General features: G+C 69.8%; 17 protein-coding genes. 8 read left to right on the top strand and 9 right to left on the bottom strand.

The window, feature by feature from the left end; genetic code table 11:
* Nucleotides 1-172 precede the first annotated feature (172 nt).
* From BCO18175_RS41010 to BCO18175_RS15390, 8 genes are all read right to left on the bottom strand, one after another.
* Complete coding sequence (locus BCO18175_RS41010) at nucleotides 173-319, bottom strand: hypothetical protein (protein ID WP_368040718.1); 147 nt, start codon at nucleotides 317-319, stop codon at nucleotides 173-175.
* Between the two features lie 77 nt (nucleotides 320-396).
* On the bottom strand, nucleotides 397-996 hold the full coding sequence (locus BCO18175_RS15420; protein WP_174982122.1) for a nitrogen fixation protein NifQ: 600 nt from the start codon (nucleotides 994-996) through the stop codon (nucleotides 397-399).
* A 75-nt stretch (nucleotides 997-1,071) separates the two neighbouring features.
* Nucleotides 1,072-1,497 carry a TOBE domain-containing protein gene (locus tag BCO18175_RS15415; RefSeq protein ID WP_174982120.1) on the bottom strand — a complete coding sequence of 142 codons (426 nt, stop codon included), beginning with the start codon at nucleotides 1,495-1,497 and terminating at the stop codon, nucleotides 1,072-1,074.
* 189 nt (nucleotides 1,498-1,686) lie between these two features.
* A complete protein-coding gene (locus BCO18175_RS15410; RefSeq protein ID WP_174982118.1) occupies nucleotides 1,687-3,186 on the bottom strand; it encodes an efflux transporter outer membrane subunit in 1,500 nt (499 codons plus the stop codon).
* A complete protein-coding gene (locus BCO18175_RS15405) occupies nucleotides 3,183-4,163 on the bottom strand; it encodes an efflux RND transporter periplasmic adaptor subunit (protein WP_174982116.1) in 981 nt (326 codons plus the stop codon). The genes BCO18175_RS15410 and BCO18175_RS15405 overlap by 4 nt, the downstream gene beginning before the upstream one ends.
* A 1-nt stretch (nucleotide 4,164) precedes the next feature.
* Nucleotides 4,165-4,377 carry a DUF1656 domain-containing protein gene (locus BCO18175_RS15400; protein ID WP_011350409.1) on the bottom strand — a complete coding sequence of 71 codons (213 nt, stop codon included), beginning with the start codon at nucleotides 4,375-4,377 and terminating at the stop codon, nucleotides 4,165-4,167.
* A gap of 34 nt (nucleotides 4,378-4,411) precedes the next feature.
* Complete coding sequence (locus BCO18175_RS15395) at nucleotides 4,412-6,544, bottom strand: FUSC family protein (protein WP_174982114.1); 2,133 nt, start codon at nucleotides 6,542-6,544, stop codon at nucleotides 4,412-4,414.
* Entirely contained in the window at nucleotides 6,541-7,020 is a 480-nt protein-coding gene (locus tag BCO18175_RS15390) for a MarR family winged helix-turn-helix transcriptional regulator (RefSeq protein WP_174982112.1), read from the bottom strand. The genes BCO18175_RS15395 and BCO18175_RS15390 overlap by 4 nt, the downstream gene beginning before the upstream one ends.
* Before the next feature lie 319 nt (nucleotides 7,021-7,339).
* Here BCO18175_RS15390 and BCO18175_RS15385 point away from each other — a divergent pair, with 319 nt between their 5' ends.
* Entirely contained in the window at nucleotides 7,340-8,200 is an 861-nt protein-coding gene (locus BCO18175_RS15385) for an FAS1-like dehydratase domain-containing protein (RefSeq protein WP_174982110.1), read from the top strand.
* 130 nt (nucleotides 8,201-8,330) lie between these two features.
* On the opposite strand, the gene BCO18175_RS15380 is transcribed toward BCO18175_RS15385, so the two are convergent.
* A complete protein-coding gene (locus BCO18175_RS15380) occupies nucleotides 8,331-9,227 on the bottom strand; it encodes a LysR family transcriptional regulator (protein ID WP_174982108.1) in 897 nt (298 codons plus the stop codon).
* A gap of 149 nt (nucleotides 9,228-9,376) precedes the next feature.
* Between BCO18175_RS15380 and BCO18175_RS15375 the strand changes: the two genes are divergently transcribed.
* From BCO18175_RS15375 to BCO18175_RS15345, 7 genes are all read left to right on the top strand, one after another.
* Entirely contained in the window at nucleotides 9,377-10,654 is a 1,278-nt protein-coding gene (locus tag BCO18175_RS15375; protein ID WP_174982106.1) for an MFS transporter, read from the top strand.
* Between the two features lie 71 nt (nucleotides 10,655-10,725).
* On the top strand, nucleotides 10,726-11,616 hold the full coding sequence (locus BCO18175_RS15370) for an amidohydrolase family protein (RefSeq protein WP_174972622.1): 891 nt from the start codon (nucleotides 10,726-10,728) through the stop codon (nucleotides 11,614-11,616).
* Nucleotides 11,617-11,623: 7 nt separating this feature from the next.
* Nucleotides 11,624-12,511, top strand: a complete 888-nt coding sequence (locus tag BCO18175_RS15365; RefSeq protein ID WP_174982104.1) for an isocitrate lyase/PEP mutase family protein — start codon at nucleotides 11,624-11,626, stop codon at nucleotides 12,509-12,511.
* Between the two features lie 64 nt (nucleotides 12,512-12,575).
* Nucleotides 12,576-13,904: an MFS transporter gene (locus BCO18175_RS15360; protein WP_174982102.1), complete on the top strand. Its 1,329-nt coding sequence runs from the start codon at nucleotides 12,576-12,578 to the stop codon at nucleotides 13,902-13,904.
* Between the two features lie 174 nt (nucleotides 13,905-14,078).
* On the top strand, nucleotides 14,079-15,491 hold the full coding sequence (locus BCO18175_RS15355) for a KamA family radical SAM protein (protein ID WP_174982100.1): 1,413 nt from the start codon (nucleotides 14,079-14,081) through the stop codon (nucleotides 15,489-15,491).
* Complete coding sequence (locus BCO18175_RS15350) at nucleotides 15,488-16,633, top strand: NAD(P)/FAD-dependent oxidoreductase (protein ID WP_174982098.1); 1,146 nt, start codon at nucleotides 15,488-15,490, stop codon at nucleotides 16,631-16,633. Before BCO18175_RS15355 ends, BCO18175_RS15350 begins: the two co-directional genes overlap by 4 nt.
* The gene (locus BCO18175_RS15345) at nucleotides 16,630-17,985 is read left to right on the top strand and encodes a lysine N(6)-hydroxylase/L-ornithine N(5)-oxygenase family protein (protein WP_085043000.1); all 1,356 of its coding nucleotides are present in this window, start codon (nucleotides 16,630-16,632) and stop codon (nucleotides 17,983-17,985) included. The genes BCO18175_RS15350 and BCO18175_RS15345 overlap by 4 nt, the downstream gene beginning before the upstream one ends.

Raw genomic sequence — 17,985 nt, 5'->3', positions numbered from 1 at the left:
CAGGATCGGTCAATGCGCCGACCGTGCCGCCCCAGGCTTCTTCTCGCACCGGCCAGTGCGTGCGGCCAGCCAGTCGCTTGCTCCTGAATGCCGGCTGCCAGGACGTCGTTGAAGAACGTGCCGACGCCCGCGAGCCGGAAGCATCAACTGAACCAGTTCGCCGCCGGTCGAGTCAGGGGGGCGGAAAGCATTCCAGCAACAGGTCGCCGTGCTTGAGGATCATCCAGCCGTCGTCGCACCAGGTTTCAGCGAACCTCGTCTTTCGCCAAAGGTGGGACGTGACTTCGAATTCGCGCGACGGCAGGTCGGGGCGCGCCATGTCGCTCGAGACGGCGTCTCCGGATGGCGATGCCGGGAATCGAATCGTCGAATCAGCCGCATGCGCGGTCGTGGTGACTAGCGCGCGTGAGGAAAGCAGACGCCGAAATCCTCGCAGCCCGGGCACCCGGGGGCGGGGCCTGGCGACACATCGAGCGAGGCGGCCACTTCCTGTGCGAGGAATTTCTTCCAGCGCAGGTGAGCGACGTTGCGCGCGGCGAGCGCGGGGAAATAGCGATCGAGCATCGCGGATACCGCGTCACGCCCGTCGAGCCCGAGATCGCGCCACAGATGATCGGGGCGCAGGCAGGCGTGCGCGATGATCGACGCGAGACAGCCGGCGTCGTCGCGGTCGGCGGCGGGATTCGCGTCGTCCATCAGCCGCGCGTGCAGCGTCCCGACGAACGTCGCGTGGGCGGATGGCAGCAGTGCCATCGCGGCCGTCGGCACGAGTGCCGTGACATCGGCCGCGGGCAGGCGCGGAAACTGCCGCGCCAGCAGGCCTGCCAGTTGCGGATGAGACAGGCCGAGCAGCCCGAGTTCGTTGCGGCGCGCGCGTTCCGCAACGAGCGCACCGAACAGGCTTGCATCGGGCGTGTCGGCGTTGGCTGCCGCGGACAGCAGCGACTGCAGCGCCCGCTGTGGGGCGTGATCGAACCCGGCTGTCACCGCGTGCATCCGGCCGGCAACTGCACGGCGCAATTCGCGTGAATGCGCCGTGCCAAACGGATCGTCATCGCGATCGTCACGCGTTCACTCGATGCCGACGATCACGCTCGATGCCTTGAAGATCGCGGACGCAGCCGCGCCGCTCGCGAGGCCGAGCCGATCGACGCTGTCGTTGGTGACGATCGCGACGATCTCGGCGCCGCCTGCGGCCTTGATCACGACTTCCGAATTGACTGCGCCTTTCACGACCGACGATACGGTGCCCGCGACGCAGTTGCGGGCCGACACCTTGCTGCTGTCGACGTCGACCATCACGATGACCGACGACGCCTTCACGAGAGCGAACGCCTTCGAGCCGGCCGCGAGGCCCAGCGAAGCCGCGCTGCCGTGGGTGATCACGGCGACGATGTCGAGGCCGTCCTGCGTGCGGAGTGTGATTTCGTCGTTGACGGCACCGGTCTTGACGGCGCTGACCTGGCCGGCGAAGTGGTTGCGGGCGCTGGTTCGCATGATGGATCTCCGAATGGATGCCGCTACAGGTTCAGCGGCGAAAGATGAATGGAAATGCATCAGCCAGTTTACCGTCAACGTGGGTGTCCGTCGTCCTTCCGATGCTATGGCGCGAATCAGGAAAACCCGCCACCACCGGGCGTTTCGCCAGACAAGCGTTATGTATTGAAGGTGATAACGCCACCGTGATTACTTGCTGGTCGCGGGTGTCGCGGCGGCCCGCGTGGCGTCGGGACGGGCATCCGTTGCGGCCGCCGCACTCTCGGATTCCCACCCGCCGCCGAGTGCGAGGAAGAGCCGCACCTGGTCGGCCGCGACCTGGCCTTCGGCCGCCGCGACCTGCCCCTGCACGCTCGTCAGCGTGCGCGTCGCGTCGAGATCCGAGATGAACGACTCGCGGCCGGCCAGGTAGAGACGATGCGTTTCGTCGGCGGAATTGCGCGCCGATTCGTAGGCCGTGCGCAGCGCTTCGGTACGCTGCACATCGGCCGCATAGGTCGCGAGGCTCGACTGCGTTTCGCGCAGCGCGTTCAGTACGACGCCGTCGAAGTGCGCGAGCGCGCCGCCCGTTGCGGCCTCGGCTTCACGCACGCGCGCGCGCTGGCCGTTGACGGGGAACGACCAACTGATCAGCGGGCCGAACGACCAGCGATTCGTCGTGGACGAGAACAGGTCGGCGGCGACGCCGACCGAGCCGGCCGACGCGCCGATGCTGATCGACGGGTACAGCGCGGCGGTCGCCACGCCGATGCGCGCGGTCGCGGCGGCGAGTTGCCGTTCGGCTGCGCGCACGTCGGGGCGGCGGCGCAGCAGCGCGGCGCCGTCACCGATCGGAATCGGCTGGCGCAGCTTCGGCAGGTGCTCGCATTCGGCGACGGCCTTCGGCAGATCGGCAGGCGAGCGCGCGAGCAGCGCGGCGAGCTGGTATTGCGCGACCTTGCGGCGGCCTTCGAAGCGCGGGATATCGGCGGCGAGGGTGCGCACCTGCGTCACGCCGCGCGTCACGTCGGTCTGGTTGCCGCGCCCGGCATCGCGCAGCCGCTGCGACAGCTTCACGCGCTGCTGCTGCAGCGCGAGCGACTGCTTCGCGACGGCCAGCTCGTCGCCGGCCGAACACGATTCGACGTACGCGCGCACGACGTCGGCGACGACCGTGATGCGCGCCAGGTCGCCGGCGGCCCTGACGGCTTCGCTGTCCGCGCGCGCGGCTTCGACGCCGCGCCGCAGCTTGCCGAACAGGTCGATCTCGTACGACACGTTGATGCCGACCGTGCCTTCGTTGACGACCGGCAGCTTGTTCTCGAGCAGGTATTGCTCGGCCGATTCCTGCGCGCGCTGCACGGCGGCTTCCGCGCCGCCCGAGAAGCCGCCCTGCTGGCTCGCGACTTCCAGCGCCGCGCGCGAGCGCGCGAGGTTGGCCGCGGCTACGCGCAAGTCGGTGTTCGACTTCAGTGCATCGCGCACGAGCGCGTCGAGCACGGGGTCGTCGTAGAGCTGCCACCAGTTGCCGGGCACGGCGTCGCGCGACACGAGCGTGCTGTTCGCGTCGTCGAGTGCGTGGTTCGCGAGCGGCGCATTCACGTACGCCTGCTGCGGCAGTGTGTAGTCGGGGCCGACGGACTTGCACGCGCCGAGTGCGAGCGCAAGCGGCGCGAGCGTCGCGGCGAGGCGCAGACCATGCCGCTTCATTGCGATGCTCCCGCTGCGCTGGCGGCCGTGCCGGAAGCAGCCGATACCGGCGTGACGATCGACGCCGCGCTCGCGCCGGCGGCCGGCTTCGCCTTGTCGTCGCGGCGCGTGTCGGCTTCGCGCATCGAGACGGTCGCGGTGCGGCCCGCGATCATCCGGAAATCGTCGGGCACTTCGTCGAGCACGACGCGCACCGGCACGCGCTGCGCGAGCCGCACCCAGCTGAATGCCGGGTTCACGTTCGGCAGCAGGTTCGCGCCCTGCGTGCGGTCGCGATCCTCGATCGCGGCGACGATGCTCTGCACGTGGCCGCGCAGCGCATGCGGCTCGCCCATCACGATGATGTCGACCGGCTGGCCGATGTGGATGCCGCGCAGCTTGGTTTCCTCGAAGTAGCCGTCGACGCGGAACGAATTGCGGTCGACGACCGACAGCAGCGCGCGGCCGGCCGGCACGTATTCGCCGACGCGCGGCGCGCGGTCGTTCAGGTAGCCGTCTACGGGACTGACGATCGTCGTGCGCTGCAGGTTCAGCTTCGCGGTGTCGAGCGACACCTGCGCATCGGCGACGGCGGCTTCGCCCTGTTCGACACGCGTGCGGCTTTCCTCGACCTGTTCGCTCGCGACCAGGTTGCCGAGCTGCAGGTTGCGCGCGTATTCGCGCTTCGCCTGGGCGAGCGTCGCGCGACGCTGCGCGAGCGTCGCTTCGGCGAGCCGTTCCGCGAGCGTGTAGCGCGCCTGGTCGATCACGAACAGCACCTGGCCGCGCTTGACCTCCTGGTTGTCGACGACCTGAACCGACGTGATGAGGCCCGCCACGTCCGGCGCGACCTGGATCACGTCGGCGCGCACGTGACCGTCGCGGGTCCACGGCGAGAACATGTAGTAGTTGACGATGCGCCACAGCACGACGGCAGCCACGACGACGACGATCAGGGTGAGCAGGATTTGCCCTGCCGAGAGCCAGGTTTTTTTCACGTTAGGTAGCCACGAGATGGTGGGAAACGATCACGACGGCGGCAAACACGAACACGTAGATGCCGAGGTCGAAGATCGAACGGTGCCAGACGAGGCGGTAGAAGCCGACGCGCTCGAGCACGGCGCGCACGACGATGTTGATCAGGTAGGCGATCAGCATCAGCACGAGCGGGGCCGGCACGAATACGCCGAAGATGTCGATTTCGCCGATCATGGTCGCGGTCGGAAAGACGGATGGGAAAGCGGGATCATGCGCGTGCTCCGTCCGGCGCCTGCGGCGGCTGCCCGGCCGCGGCCGGATACAGCGACAGGCGCAGGCCGACGAGCGCGTGCAGCGTGTCGCGCAGCCGGCGATGCGTGGCGGGCGTGGCCGGCGTAGCGGGCGCCGTGCCGTTGTCCGCCTGCGTGGCGCCCGGCAGGTTGCGGCCCGCGACGCGGCGCAGCGCGTCGTCGATCGTCGCGAGCAGCGCGGGCGGCGCCGGCTGGCGCGCGTTCGCGGCGGCGCAGCGCGCGTAGTGGTCGGTGACACCGGCCAGCACGCGGTCGATCGCGTCGGGCACGTCACCCGACAGCCGGCGGCGCGAGCGGCGCAGGTCGAGCGCATTGAGCGCGATGCGCAGGTCGCGGAAGCTTTCGATCGACGGGTGGCGGTGATCGTCGGACGCGCCGAGGCGCGGCAGCAGCTGCGTGACGCGGTCGAGCATCCGCGACGCGTGGTTGCGCTGGTCGTCGAGCGGCTGCGTCGACGCGGAGCGCGCGACATCTTCCCAGCCCGAGCGCAGCAGGCGCCGCACCGCGAGTTCCGCGCCGAACGGCCGCGTCGCACGCGTCCATACATAAGCGAACAGCAGCCCGGCGACGCCCGCGAGGTTGCTGTTCAGGAACACGAAGAAATCGGCGTCGTACGCACCCTGGATGCTGATGAAGGTGGCCGTGTTCACGGCGACGAGCATCGTCACCATGTTGAACTGCGGGCGCGGCAGCAGCGTGCCGATCAGGATGAACGGGCCCGCGAACATCACGACGAGCATCGCGAAGTCGTGCACGTGCGGCAGCACGACGAACAGGTACAGGCCCGCGAACACGACGCTTGCGGTCGTCGCGAGGAAGAACTTGAACACCAGCGGCGCCGGCTCGTCGAGCGCGGCGAAGAAGCTGCACGACACCGCCACGAGCGTGACCGCCGCGGCGCCGTCGTGCCAGCCGGACGCGATCCACATCCAGCTCGCGAACACGATCGCGGCGACGACGGTCAGCGTCGAGAACAGCATCATCCCGCGATCGAAGAAGCGCTCGGTGCCGCCGAGCCGCCAGTGCCGGTAGCGCGGCTGCCAGACACCCGCTTCGTTGCCGATCAGCGCGCGCAGCGAACGGCAGTCCTGCCAGATGTCGATGACCTGGCGCAGCCGCCACAGCGCATTAGACAGCAGTGCGCCGTCCCAGCTCGCGAGCGCGTGGTCGGCCGGCTGCAGCGCGGCGATGCGTTCGCGCAGGCGTTCCGCGACCGGGTCGTCGGTCATGTCGCCGTCGGTGCCGGCCCGGACGGCCGGCAGCGGCGCGTCGAACCATTTCGCGGCATCGGCAAGCAGCTCGTCGAGCCCGGCCGGCCGGATGTGCAGGTCGCGCATCAGCGCGATCAACGGATCGGCGAGCGACGACATCAGCGGCAGGAACAGCTGCATGCGGCCCGCGAGCGCCTGCGCACGCGCGAGGATGCGCGGGTGCGCATGGTCGTAGCTCAGCTGGCTCAGCAGGAATTCGAGGCCCGTGATGGTCGCCGCGAGGCGTTGCCGGCACGCGGACAGCGCCTTGCCGGCGATGTGCCCGGACAGCGTCTCGCGGCCGTAGAACGCGGCGTCCTTGAACCATGCGTCGGTGCGCTCGATCAGCGTCGGCGCGAGCCGGTTCGGGAAGATCGCGCTGCCGACCACGCTCGCGCACACGATGCCGAGCACGATCTCCTCGGTACGTGCGATCGCGACGTCGAACACGGTGGACGGATCGGTCACGGTCGGCAGCGCGACCAGCGGCATCGTGTAGCCGGCGAGCATGAACACGTAGCTGCGCGCGGTGCGGTCGGAGATCGCGAGGTAGAGCAGCGTGCCGCACCAGGTGGCGACGATGATCGCGAACAGCAGCGGTGTCTCGACGAACGGCGGCACGAAGAAGATCGCGGCGGCCGCGCCGAGCGCGGTGCCGAGCGCGCGATACAGCGCCTTCGAGCGCGTCGCGCCGACGAACGGGTTCGACACGATGTAGACGCTCGCCATCGCCCAGTACGGGCGCGGCAACTGGAAATACAGGCCGAGGTACAGCGCGAGCATCGACGCGGCGAACGTCTTGCCCGAGAACAGCCAGTCGCGAAGGCTCGGGTAGGTCATGACGTGGCGTTGCCGGAGTGGGATGCGCGCGCGGCGGGCGTGTGCGACTCGGATGCATTGAATGCGTCGAGCACGCGCAGCGTCGCTTCGAGATCGGCGCGCGTGACACCCTTGAGCACCTGCGCACGCAGTGTGCGCAGGTCTTCCTCCATCTTCGCGGTGACCGCGCGGCCGGCGGCCGTCAACGAGATCGTTTTCGCGCGGCGATCGTGCGGATCCTCGTCGCGGCGCGCGAGGCCGGCCGCGCACAGCTGGTCGAGCAGGCGCACGAGCGATGGCCCTTCGATGCCGACGTGTTCGGCGAGCGTGCCCTGCCGCACGCCTTCGCCGAGGCGGCCGGCGATCAGCAGCGGCGTCGCGCAGGCTTCGGACACGTTGTACGCGTTCAGCACGCCGTCACTGGTGCGGCGCCACTTGCGCGCGGACAGCACCAGCAGGCTGCTGACGGCGAGACGGAGGTCGTGCAGATTGGTCATGGGCGAGATGATAGGGGCAAAATAATTCGATAGCAAACTATCGTTTTTGTCACCCGTATGACACGCCGCTTGCGGCGCGGCCGGCCCGTCTGATGCAATTTAGGCGGCGTGCCGGCGGTGGTCAAGCTGTAAGGTTGCCGGCCAGGCGGTGCGCGCGGCGGCCGTGATCGAATGGTCAGATGAAAGGCATCCGGCAGGGGGGCTCGGCAGGTCGGGCAGGTCAGGCTGGTGCGAAGCCGGGGTTCGGGAAATCCGGCTTCGCGAAACGGCGCGCGGCGTGCATATTGAGGCCGTTGCAAGCATCCCGGAGATTCCGCACGTGTCCACCCCATCCTCGCAGCCCCCCGGCCCGGCGTCGCTCGACGCGTGGCTCGGCAAGACCGAAACGCTCGGCGACGACATCACCGCGTTCCCGCTGAACGCGCTGGCCGCCACGCTCGACCGTCCGCCGCCCGGCGATGTCGTGCCGCCGATGTGGCACTGGCTCTATTTCCTGCCCGTCGCACCGCTGGCCGAAGTCGGCCCCGACGGCCACCCGAAGCGCGGCGGCTTCCTGCCGCCCGTGCCGCTGCCGCGCCGCATGTGGGCCGGCGGCCGCCTGACGTTCCATGCGCCGCTGCGCACGGGGCGGCGCGCGACCCGCGAATCGACGGTCGCGAACCTCGAGGACAAGACGGGCCGCAGCGGCCGGCTCGTATTCGTGACGGTGCAGCACCGGATCGAGTGCGACGGCGCGCTGTGCGTCGAGGAGGAGCACGACATCGTTTATCGCGACGCGCCGCAGCCGGGCACACCCGCGCCGAAGCCGATCGCGGCGCCGGCAGGCGAGACGTGGTCGCGCACGGTCACGGCCGACGCCGTGATGCTGTTCCGTTATTCGGCGCTGACCTTCAACGGTCACCGCATCCATTACGACCGCAGCTACGTGACGCAGGAGGAAGGTTATCCGGGGCTCGTCGTGCACGGCCCGTTGATCGCGACGCTGCTGGTCGATCTCGTGCATCGCGAACGGCCCGGTGCGACGCTCGCGAGCTTCGCGTTTCGCGCAGTGCGCCCGACGTTCGACGGGGAGCCGTTCACGCTGTGCGGCAAGCCTTCGGATGACGGCCAGACGATCGAGCTGTGGGCGAAGGATCGCGACGGCTGGCTGACCATGCAGGCGACCGCGACGCTCGCATGACGCGCGCGCTTTCATCCATCGACGACGGACCCTGCAGACGACGCAACACGACCCGTACCGGAAGCGAAGCGGTGCGCGACCGGTGCGGCCTGTTTCCGGGCGACGCCGTGCCGCATGCGGCGCCTGCCGCTCAGGCGCGCGTGTCGGCCGACGGCAGCAGCGCGGCGAAGCGGTCCGCGAGTGTCGGGCGAGACCGGGCCGGCCAGATCGCGCTCAGTTCGAAATGCGGCAGTGCGGCACCGTCGCGGATCGGGCTGTAAGTGACGCCGTCGAATGCGAACGCGTGGATCGAGCGCGGCAGCAGCGACACGCCGCATCCGGCGGCGACGCACGCGACCACGGTCAGCGTGCGGTTCACGTCGAGCACGATGTCCACCGCATGCCCGGCCTGGCGGAACGCGCTCAGGATGCCCGCGCGGATCAGCGGCAGCTGATCGTGCGGAAACCACACGAGGCCGGCCGCGGCGAGCTCGGCCAGCGTGACGGTGCCGTCGGGCTGGCGCGGGAAATCCTTCGGCAGCACCGCGACGAGCGGATCGCGCCGGATCAGCTTCTCGCGCATCCTGCCGTTGACCGCGACCGGCGTGTGCAGCAGCCCGATATCGATCTCGCCGCGCTCGAGCGCGATCGCCTGCTCGGCATTGCTCATCTCGCTCATCACGAGCTCCACGTCGGGCGCGCTCTCGCGCAACGCGCGGATCGCGCGCGGCAGCGTGTCGAACAGCGCGGCGCTGACGAAGCCGATCGTCAGGCGTCCGGCGCGCTGCGCGCCGATCTCGCCCGCCCGGTGCGCGGCCGCGTCGAGCCGCGCGACGCTCAGGCGCAGGTCGTCGACCATCGCGAGCCCGGCCGGCGTGAGCGTCGCGCCGCGCCGTGACCGGTCGAACAGCCGAACCCCCAGTTCCTTTTCCATCCGGTTCAGCGCCTGGCTGAGCGCCGGCTGCGCAATGCCGAGCTCGCTGGCGGCGCGCGTGAAGCTGCCGGAATCCGCGATCGCGAGGAAGTAGCGGACGTGCCTGATTTCCATAAGCGTATGTTATGAATAATTATTCGAAACATAGTAGCGAATTATCCAAATGATTCATAGGATGCTCACCAAGCGTCGCCGATGCAGGCGGTGCCTCCGGTAAGCGGCGCGACGACGCGGCGCACGGCGACGACACGAGGAGACCTCCGTTGAACTGGACGCGTGAACTATCGACGACCGAACGGCGCACGTTGCGCGGCTGCTTTGCCGGCTGGGCGCTCGACGGCCTCGATACCCAGATGTTCAGCCTCGTGATTCCGGCGCTGCTCGCGACCTGGAGCATCGGCAAGGGGCAGGCCGGCCTGATCGGCGGCGCAACGCTCGTGTCGGGCGCGCTCGGCGGCCTGCTGGCCGGTGTGATCGCGGATCGCTACGGGCGCGTGCGCGCGCTGCAGATCACCGTGTGCTGGTTCTCCGCATTCACGTTCCTGAGCGCGTTCGCGCAGAACTTCGAACAGCTGCTGGTGCTGAAGGCGCTGCAAGGCCTCGGCTTCGGCGGCGAATGGACCGCGGGCGCGGTGCTGCTCGCCGAGACGGTCGGCGCGCGCCATCGCGGCAAGGCGATGGGCGTCGTGCAGAGCGCGTGGGGATTCGGCTGGGGCGCGGCGGTGCTGCTGTACATGGCCGTGTTCGCGTGGTTGCCGGCGGAATGGGCATGGCGCGTGCTGTTTGCGATCGGCGCGCTGCCCGCGCTGCTGGTGCTGTATATCCGCCGCGCGATTCCCGAGCCGCCGCGCACGCAACCGGCACGGGCGCCGGCGCACGCGGACGATGCGCCGACGGTCGGCATCTTCGACCGGTCGGTGCTGCGCGCGACGATCGTCGGCGGCCTGATCGGCGTCGGCGCGCACGGCGGCTATCACGCGATCACGATCTGGCTGCCTACCTACCTGAAGACCGAGCGGCACCTTTCGGTGCTCGGCACGGGCGCGTATCTGTCGGTCGTGATCGTCGCGTTCATCTGCGGCTGCTTCGTCAGCGCCCATCTGCAGGACCGGATCGGCCGGCGCCGCAACGTGATGCTGTTCGCCGCGTGTTGCGCCGTGATGGTGAACCTGTACGTGTTCCTGCCGCTGAACGACATCGCCATGCTGTTGCTGGGGTTCCCGCTCGGCCTGTTTTCGGCCGGCATTCCTGCGACGCTCGGCACGCTGTTCAACGAACTGTATCCGCAGAACGTGCGCGGTCGCGGCGTCGGCTTCTGCTACAACTTTGGCCGCATCGCGTCGGCGGGTTTCCCGGTGCTGGTCGGGCACATGGGCACATCGATGCCGCTCGGCACGGCGCTCGGCATCGATGCGGGCATCGCCTACGGGCTGGTCGTGATCGCGGTGTGGTTCCTGCCGGAAACGCGCGGGCGCCGCCTGCCCGACGCGGTGGCCGGGCCCGGCGCCGACGGCGACGTGCAGGCCCGCGCATCGCTGTAATTGCCGTCTTTCGTTCATCCAGCCGCCCGTCACCCGTCATGCGGGCCGGGCACATCTTGCAGGCAGTCGTCATGGATCGAGCAGTGAATCCGCCGGTCGAGCCGGTTTCGTCGGCGCCGAACGCCACCGCGTGGTACGCATCGGCGGCCGCCGTCGCGGCGGTCGACGCGCATGCGCACGTGTTTGCGCGCGGCCTGCCGCTCGCGCCGGTCGTGCGCCATGCGCCTGACTACGACGCGTCGCTCGACGCGTACGTCGCGCATCTTGCCGCGCACGGCATCACGCATGCAGTGCTGGTGCAGCCGAGCTTTCTCGGCACCGACAACGCGTTCTTCGTCGACGTGCTGCGGCGCTACCCGAGCCGCTTTCGCGGCGTCGCGGTCGTCGATCCGGGGATCGACGACGATGCACTCGCCGCGCTGAACCGCGCGGGCGTCGTGGGCATGCGGCTCAACCTGGTCGGCCTGCCGATTCCGGACTTCGGCACGCGGGCATGGCGCGCGCTGTTCGCGCGCATCAATGCGCTCGGCTGGCATGTCGAGATCCATCGCGATGCGGCCGACCTGCATGCGATCGCCGCGAGCCTGCTCGCGCAGTCGTGCACGCTCGTGATCGACCATTTCGGCCGCCCGTCGCCGACGCTCGGCGAGCGCGACCCAGGCTTCCGCGACCTGCTGTCGCTCGCCGGCACCGGGCGCGTGTGGGTCAAGCTGTCGGCCGCCTATCGCAACAGCCTGGCCGGCGACGGCACCGACGCGGCGCTCGGCGCCGCGCAGGCGCTGCGCGCCGCGTTCACGGCCGAGCGGCTCGTGTGGGGCAGCGACTGGCCGCATACGCAGCATCGCGAGCGTGTCGATTTCGGCGCGACCTGCGCGGCGCTCGAACGCTGGCTGCCCGACCCCGGCGAGCGCACACGCGTGCTGCGCGACTCGCCGCGAACCCTGTTCCGTTTCGACCAATGAGGCCCGCATGACCGATCACACCACCCTTCGTCGCGCCGCGTTCCGGCGCAGCATCGCCGCCCGCCAGGGGCTGCTCGTCGCCGGCACGTTCAACGCGCTGAGCGCGCGGATCGCCGCCGATCTCGGCTTCGGCGCGCTGTACCTGAGCGGCGCCGGTGTCACCAACATGTCGCTCGGCCTGCCGGATCTCGGCTTCGTCGGGCTCGGCGAGCTGGCCGAGCACACGGCGCGCGTGCGCGACGCCGTCGACCTGCCGCTGATGGTCGATGCCGATACGGGCTTCGGCAACGCGCTGAACGTGCTGCATACGGTGCGCACGCTCGAGCGCAGCGGCGCGGACGCGATCCAGCTCGAGGACCAGGTATTGCCGAAGAAATGCGGCCACTTCGCGGGCAAGGAAGTGATCCCGGCCGCGGAAATGGTCGGCAAGCTGAAGGCGGCCGTCGACGCGCGCGTCGACCCGAACCTGCTGATCGTCGCCCGCACCGATGCGGCGGCCGTGCACGGCATCGACGACGCGATCGAGCGTGCGCATCGTTACGCGGCGGCCGGCGCCGACGTGCTGTTCATCGAGGCGATGGAGTCGCCGGAGGACGTCGAACGGCTGCCCGCGCTGTTCGATACGCCGCAGCTCATCAACATCGTGATCGGCGGCAAGACGCCGACCCGCTCGCGCGACGAACTGGCGCGCCTCGGCTATGGCGTGGTGCTGTATGCGAACGCCGCGCTGCAGGGCGCGGTGCACGGGATGCAGGCGGCGCTGACGACGCTGCGCGACACGGGCCGGCTCGACGAGGACCCGGCGCTCGTCGCGCCGTTCGCCGAACGGCAGCGGCTCGTCGACAAGGCGCGCTTCGACGCGCTCGACGCGCGCTACGCGACTGCCCAGCCGTAACGCCGGCGTGTGGCACGGGCGGCCGCATGCCGGCCGCCCGATACAGAACGAACAGGAGACAACCTTGGCAACTTCCCCGACCGGGGCGGCCGACGCGCCGCCGCGTATCGGCTCGATCGTCGGCGGACTGGCCGGCAACCTGATCGAGTGGTACGACTTTCTCGCGTACAGCATCTTCTCGATCTATTTCGCGCCGTCGTTTTTTCCCGCCGACCGGCCGACCGTGCAACTGATGAACACCGCGGCGATCGCGGCGGTCGGCTATGTCGCGCGCCCGGCGGGCAGTTGGCTCGTCGGCCTGTACGCGGACCGGCACGGGCGCAAGGCCGCGCTGACGAAATCGGTGCTCGCGATGTGCGCGGGATCGATGCTGATCGCCGTCACGCCCGGCTACGCGACGATCGGCGTGCTCGCACCGGTGCTGCTCGTCGCCGCGCGCCTGCTGCAGGGCCTCAGCATGGGCGGCGAATACGGCACCAGCGCGACCTACCTGAGCGAGATCGCGCCGCCGAACCGGCGCGGCTTCTACGTCGGCTTCCTGCAAGTGAGCGTGGTCGCGGGCCAGCTCGTCGCGCTCGGCCTGATGCTGGCGATGCAGCGGATCTTCGCGGGCACGCACGACATCGAGCGCTGGGGCTGGCGGATCCCGTTCTTCGTCGGCGGCGTGCTCGCGCTGTTCGCGCTGTACATGCGCCGCAACGTCGTGGAGAGCAACGCGTTCATCGCCAGCCGCGCGCATGCGGCGAAGACGCGCGTGTCGGCCGATCTCGCGGCCCACTGGCGCGAACTGCTGCTCGCGATCGGCATCACGATCGGCGGCACCGTCGCGTTCTACACGTACACGGTCTACATGCAGAAATACCTCGTCAACTCCGTCGGCCTGCACAAGGAAACGGCGACCTGGATCTGCACGCTCGCGCTGCTGCTGTACATGCCGCTGCAGCCGCTGTTCGGCCTTGTATCGGATCTCGTCGGGCGGCGGCCCGTGCTGCTGTGGTTCGGCTTCGGCGGCGCACTGCTGTCCGTGCCGATCTTCACCGCGCTCGGGCACGTGCACGAGCCGCTCGCCGCGTTCGCGCTGGTGTTCGCGGGGCTCGTCGTGTTGAGCGGGTTCACCTCGGTGCACATGCTGGTGAAGGCGGAGCTGTTTCCGCCGCAGATCCGCGCGCTGGCGGTCGGGCTGCCTTATGCGCTGACGACGGCGATCCTCGGCGGCACGACGGAGTTCGTTGCGCTGCGGCTGAAGGCGGGCGGCAACGAGGCGATGTTCTTCTGGTACGTCGCGACCTGCGCGGCGGTCTCGCTGGTCGTGTACTGGCGGATGCCGGAAACCCATCCGGGCAAGCACCCACGGGCGGCGCGGCCGGCGGTGGGCGCGGCCGCGCCCCGCTGAATTGGTGCGCAGCCGCATGCGAAACGCTTATGGATAAATAACACGGCGGTAATGCTTCGCCCCGGCAATTGCTTCTAGTATCTGCAGGACGCCGACGGGCTGCCTGGCCGTCGGCGGCGAGCAGGCAAGACACACGACATACATTAGTACATCTAAAAAAATGGAGTCGAGTCAATGATCGAACTATCCGAGGGCCAACGGATATCCGCGCGCGATGGCGCGCAGGGCGGCGCGCCGCCGCGCCAGTCGATACCGGTGCATCCGGTGTTCAAGGCGTACAACCGCTCGAAGCTGGACGACATCCCGCAGCTCGCGGCGCTGCCGCCGCGGATGCGCGAGGAGATCGGGCTGGTTGCACGGGTGCTGCCGTTCAAGGTCAACCGCTATGTGGTCGAGCAGCTGATCGACTGGACCCGTGTGCCGGACGATCCGCTGTTCCGGCTGACGTTTCCGCAGCCCGACATGCTCGCGCCCGACGACCTCGAGCGACTGGCCGTGCTGTCGCGCGACGCGGCGCGCCACGCGGAACTGGACGCGCTGGTCGGGCGCCTGCGCGCGCGGATGAACCCGCATCCGGCGGACCAGCGGCTCAACGAGCCGGAGCTGGACGGCGAACCCTGCCCGGGCATTCAGCACAAGTATGCGCAGACGGTGCTGTACTTTCCGAGCCACGGGCAGACCTGCCACGCGTATTGCACGTTCTGCTTCCGCTGGCCGCAGTTCGTCGGCGATGCATCGCTGAAATTCGCGTCGAGCGAAGCGGCGCGGCTGCACGCTTACCTGCGCGCGCACGGCGAAGTGACCGACCTGCTGATGACGGGCGGCGACCCGATGGTGATGAGCGCGGCACGCCTGCGCGAATACCTGACGCCGCTGCTGGAGCCGGGGCTCGAGCATGTCGGCAACATCCGGATCGGCACGAAGGCGCTCACGTACTGGCCGTACCGCTTCGTCAGCGATCCGGATACGCCCGAGCTGCTCGCGCTGCTGCGCACGCTGGTCGACGCCGGGCGCAACGTGACGATCATGGCGCACCTGAACCACTGGCGCGAGCTGTCGACGGAGATCGCGGAGCAGGCGGTGACGAACCTGCGCCGCATCGGTGTCGTGATCCGCTCGCAGGGGCCGGTGCTGCGCCACATCAACGACGACGCCGACGTGTGGCGGCGCAACTGGGTCGGGCAGGTGCGGCTCGGCATCGTGCCGTATTACATGTTCGTCGAGCGCGATACGGGGCCGCGCGCCTATTTCGAGCTGCCGCTCGCGCGAGCGCTCGACATCTACAACACGGCGATCGCATCGGTATCGGGGCTCGCGCGCAGCGCGCGCGGCCCGTCGATGAGCGCGGGCCCCGGCAAGGTCGAGGTCGCGGGCACGCTCGACCTGCACGGGCAGCGCTACTTCCTGCTGAACTTCCTGCAGGCGCGTGATCCGCGCTGGCTGCGCAGGCCGTTCCTCGCGAAGTATTCGGCGACGGCCTGCTGGCTCGACCAGCTCGAACCGCCCGACGGCGAGCCCGCGTTCTTCTTCGACGCGCCGTACCGCGCCTTCGTCGACGCGCACCAGCACCAGCCGGAGCACGCATGATGGCGCCCGGCAAACGAACCGCCGACGTCGCGATCGTCGGCGGCGGCTATGCGGGGCTGTCCGCCGCGATCCACCTGGCGGAGCAGGGCGCGACGGTCGACGTCTGCGATGCCGATCCGCCGGGCGACGTCCCGAGCGCATTCAACTTCGGTTCGGTCGCGAGCGTCGCGCCGGCGCTGCCGCGCGGCCCGGGTTCGGCCGCGCAGGCGCAGGCCGCCGAGCGCGAGGCGGCGCAGGCGATCGCGTATCTGAAGCGCTTCGTCGACAGCCGCAGCCTCGCGTGCGGGTGGGCGCATCCCGGCCACATCACGCTCGCGTGCGACGACGCATCGGCGATGCAACTGGCACGCCGGTTCGATCACTACGCGGCACAGCCGGACGCGCGCGTCGCATGGCTCGACGCGCAGGCGGTCGCGCAGGAAACCGGCGCGGCGCACGCGATCGCCGGGTTGTTGAACCTGCGTTTCGCACTGATCCGGCCGCGCGCGCTGCGCGATGCGATGCGGATGCGGGCCGCGACGCTCGGCGTGCGGATCCGGCGCGGCGCCGGCGTGAACGCGCTGAGGCTCGCGCCGGAAGCAGCCGCACTCGACCTCGACGATGCGACGCTCGCCGCCGGCACCGTGCTGGTGTGTGCGGAGGACGCGTGGCCGTTGCTGCCGGCCGACGTACGGCCGCCGCTCGAACGGTACGGCACGCACCTGCTCGCGACCGGCGTGCTCGACGACGCGACGCAGCGCCGCATTTCGCGGCAGCCGCGCGTGTACGGCACGCTGTCCGCCGACAAGGACTACTTCCGGCTCGACGACCGCGGGCGACTGCTGTTCGGCAGCCGGCTCGGCCTGGCGACGGACATGCCGCCCGCGGATGCCGAAGCCGCCTTGCGCGCGCGGCTGGCGACGTATTTCCCGGCGCTCGGGCACGTGGGCGTCGAGCGTGTGTGGTCCGCGCCGCTCGGCTTCACGGCGCACGGTGTGCCGCATGTCGGCACGGCCGGGCGGCTGGGCTGGTGCGGCGGCTATTGCGGCAGCGGGATCGCCACGGCCGTTCATGGCGGCGCGGTGCTTGCCGGGCTCGTGCTCGGCGAGGCCCGCAGCGCCGTTCTTCACGATTCGATCACCGGTGCCGGGGAGGCGCGATGAACACTTTCGACATTCAGACGCTCGACGGCGCGAAGCCGCGGGCCCTTGCCGGGGAGGAGGTCGACGTGCTCGGGATCGGGGTCGGCCCGTTCAACCTGAGCCTGGCCGCGCTGCTGGCGCCGCTGGACGGCCTGCGCTCGCTGTTCGTCGAGCGCAAGCCCGAGTTCCGCTGGCATCCGGGGCTGATGCTCGCCGATTCGTCGTTGACGACCAGCTTCCTGAAGGACCTCGTGACGCTGGCCGATCCGTGCAGCCGCTACTCGTTCATCGCGTTCCTGCAACGCACCGAGCGCCTGTACTCGTTTGCGAACGCGCGCTTTCCGACCGTGCGCCGCCGCGAGTTCGAGCAGTACATGCAATGGGTATGCGCGTCGCTCGACAACCTGCGGTTCGACTGCGAAGTCGAAAGCGTCGTGCGGGACGGGCGCGCGCTGCGCGTCACGACCTCGCACGGCGTCGTGCGCACCGCGAATCTCGTCGTCGGCGTCGGCCTGCGCCCGACGATTCCCGCGTGCGCCAGGCCGCACCTGGGCGCCGACGTGCTGCATTCGTCGCAGTTCTGCACCGTGCGGCCGGCGCTCGCCGGCCGGCGCGTCGCGATCGTCGGCGGCGGCCAGAGCGGCGCCGAACTCGCGCTGCACCTGCTCGGGCTGACGGGCGATGCGGCACCCGCGCACGTCGCCTGGCTGACGCGGCGCGAGAACTTCCTGCCGATGGACGACTCGCCGTTCGTCAACGAGTGGTTCGTGCCGCAGTACAACGAACATTTCTCGCGGCTGTCGCCGGAGCGCAAGCGCGACGCGCTCGACACGCAGCGCCTTGCGAGCGACGGCGTCACGCTGCCGCTCCTGACGGCGATCTACCAGCGGCTCTACGAGATCACGCACATCGAAGGGCGCACCGGCCATTGCGCGCTGATGCCGGGCCGCAGCATGGCCAACCTGCATCGCGCGGACGGCGGCTACGTGCTGAGCGTCGACGACGGTACCGGCGTGCACGCGCCGCTGCACGCCGACGTCGTGCTGCTCGCGACGGGCAGCGAATTCCAGATGCCGGGTGCGCTGGAATCGCTGCGCTTCGAGATGCACACGCGCAACGGCGTGCCGGAGCTCGACGACGACTATGCGGTGCGCTGGAACCGGCCGAGCGCCGCGCGGATTTTCTTCCAGAACGCCGCGCGCACGACGCGCGGTATCGCCGACCCGAACCTGAGCCTCGCCGCGTGGCGCAGCGGCCGGATCGCGAACGCGATCGCGGGCGCATCCATCTATGAAGTCGGCACGCCGCCGGGTTTCGTCGACTGGCCGCACGGCGACGCGCCGCACGCTGCCACCCAACAATTCGTGAACTGA

The sequence above is a fragment of the Burkholderia lata genome, assembly GCF_902499335.1.
GTDB lineage: Bacteria > Pseudomonadota > Gammaproteobacteria > Burkholderiales > Burkholderiaceae > Burkholderia > Burkholderia lata_B.
This window is presented reverse-complemented; position numbering and strand designations above follow the sequence as displayed.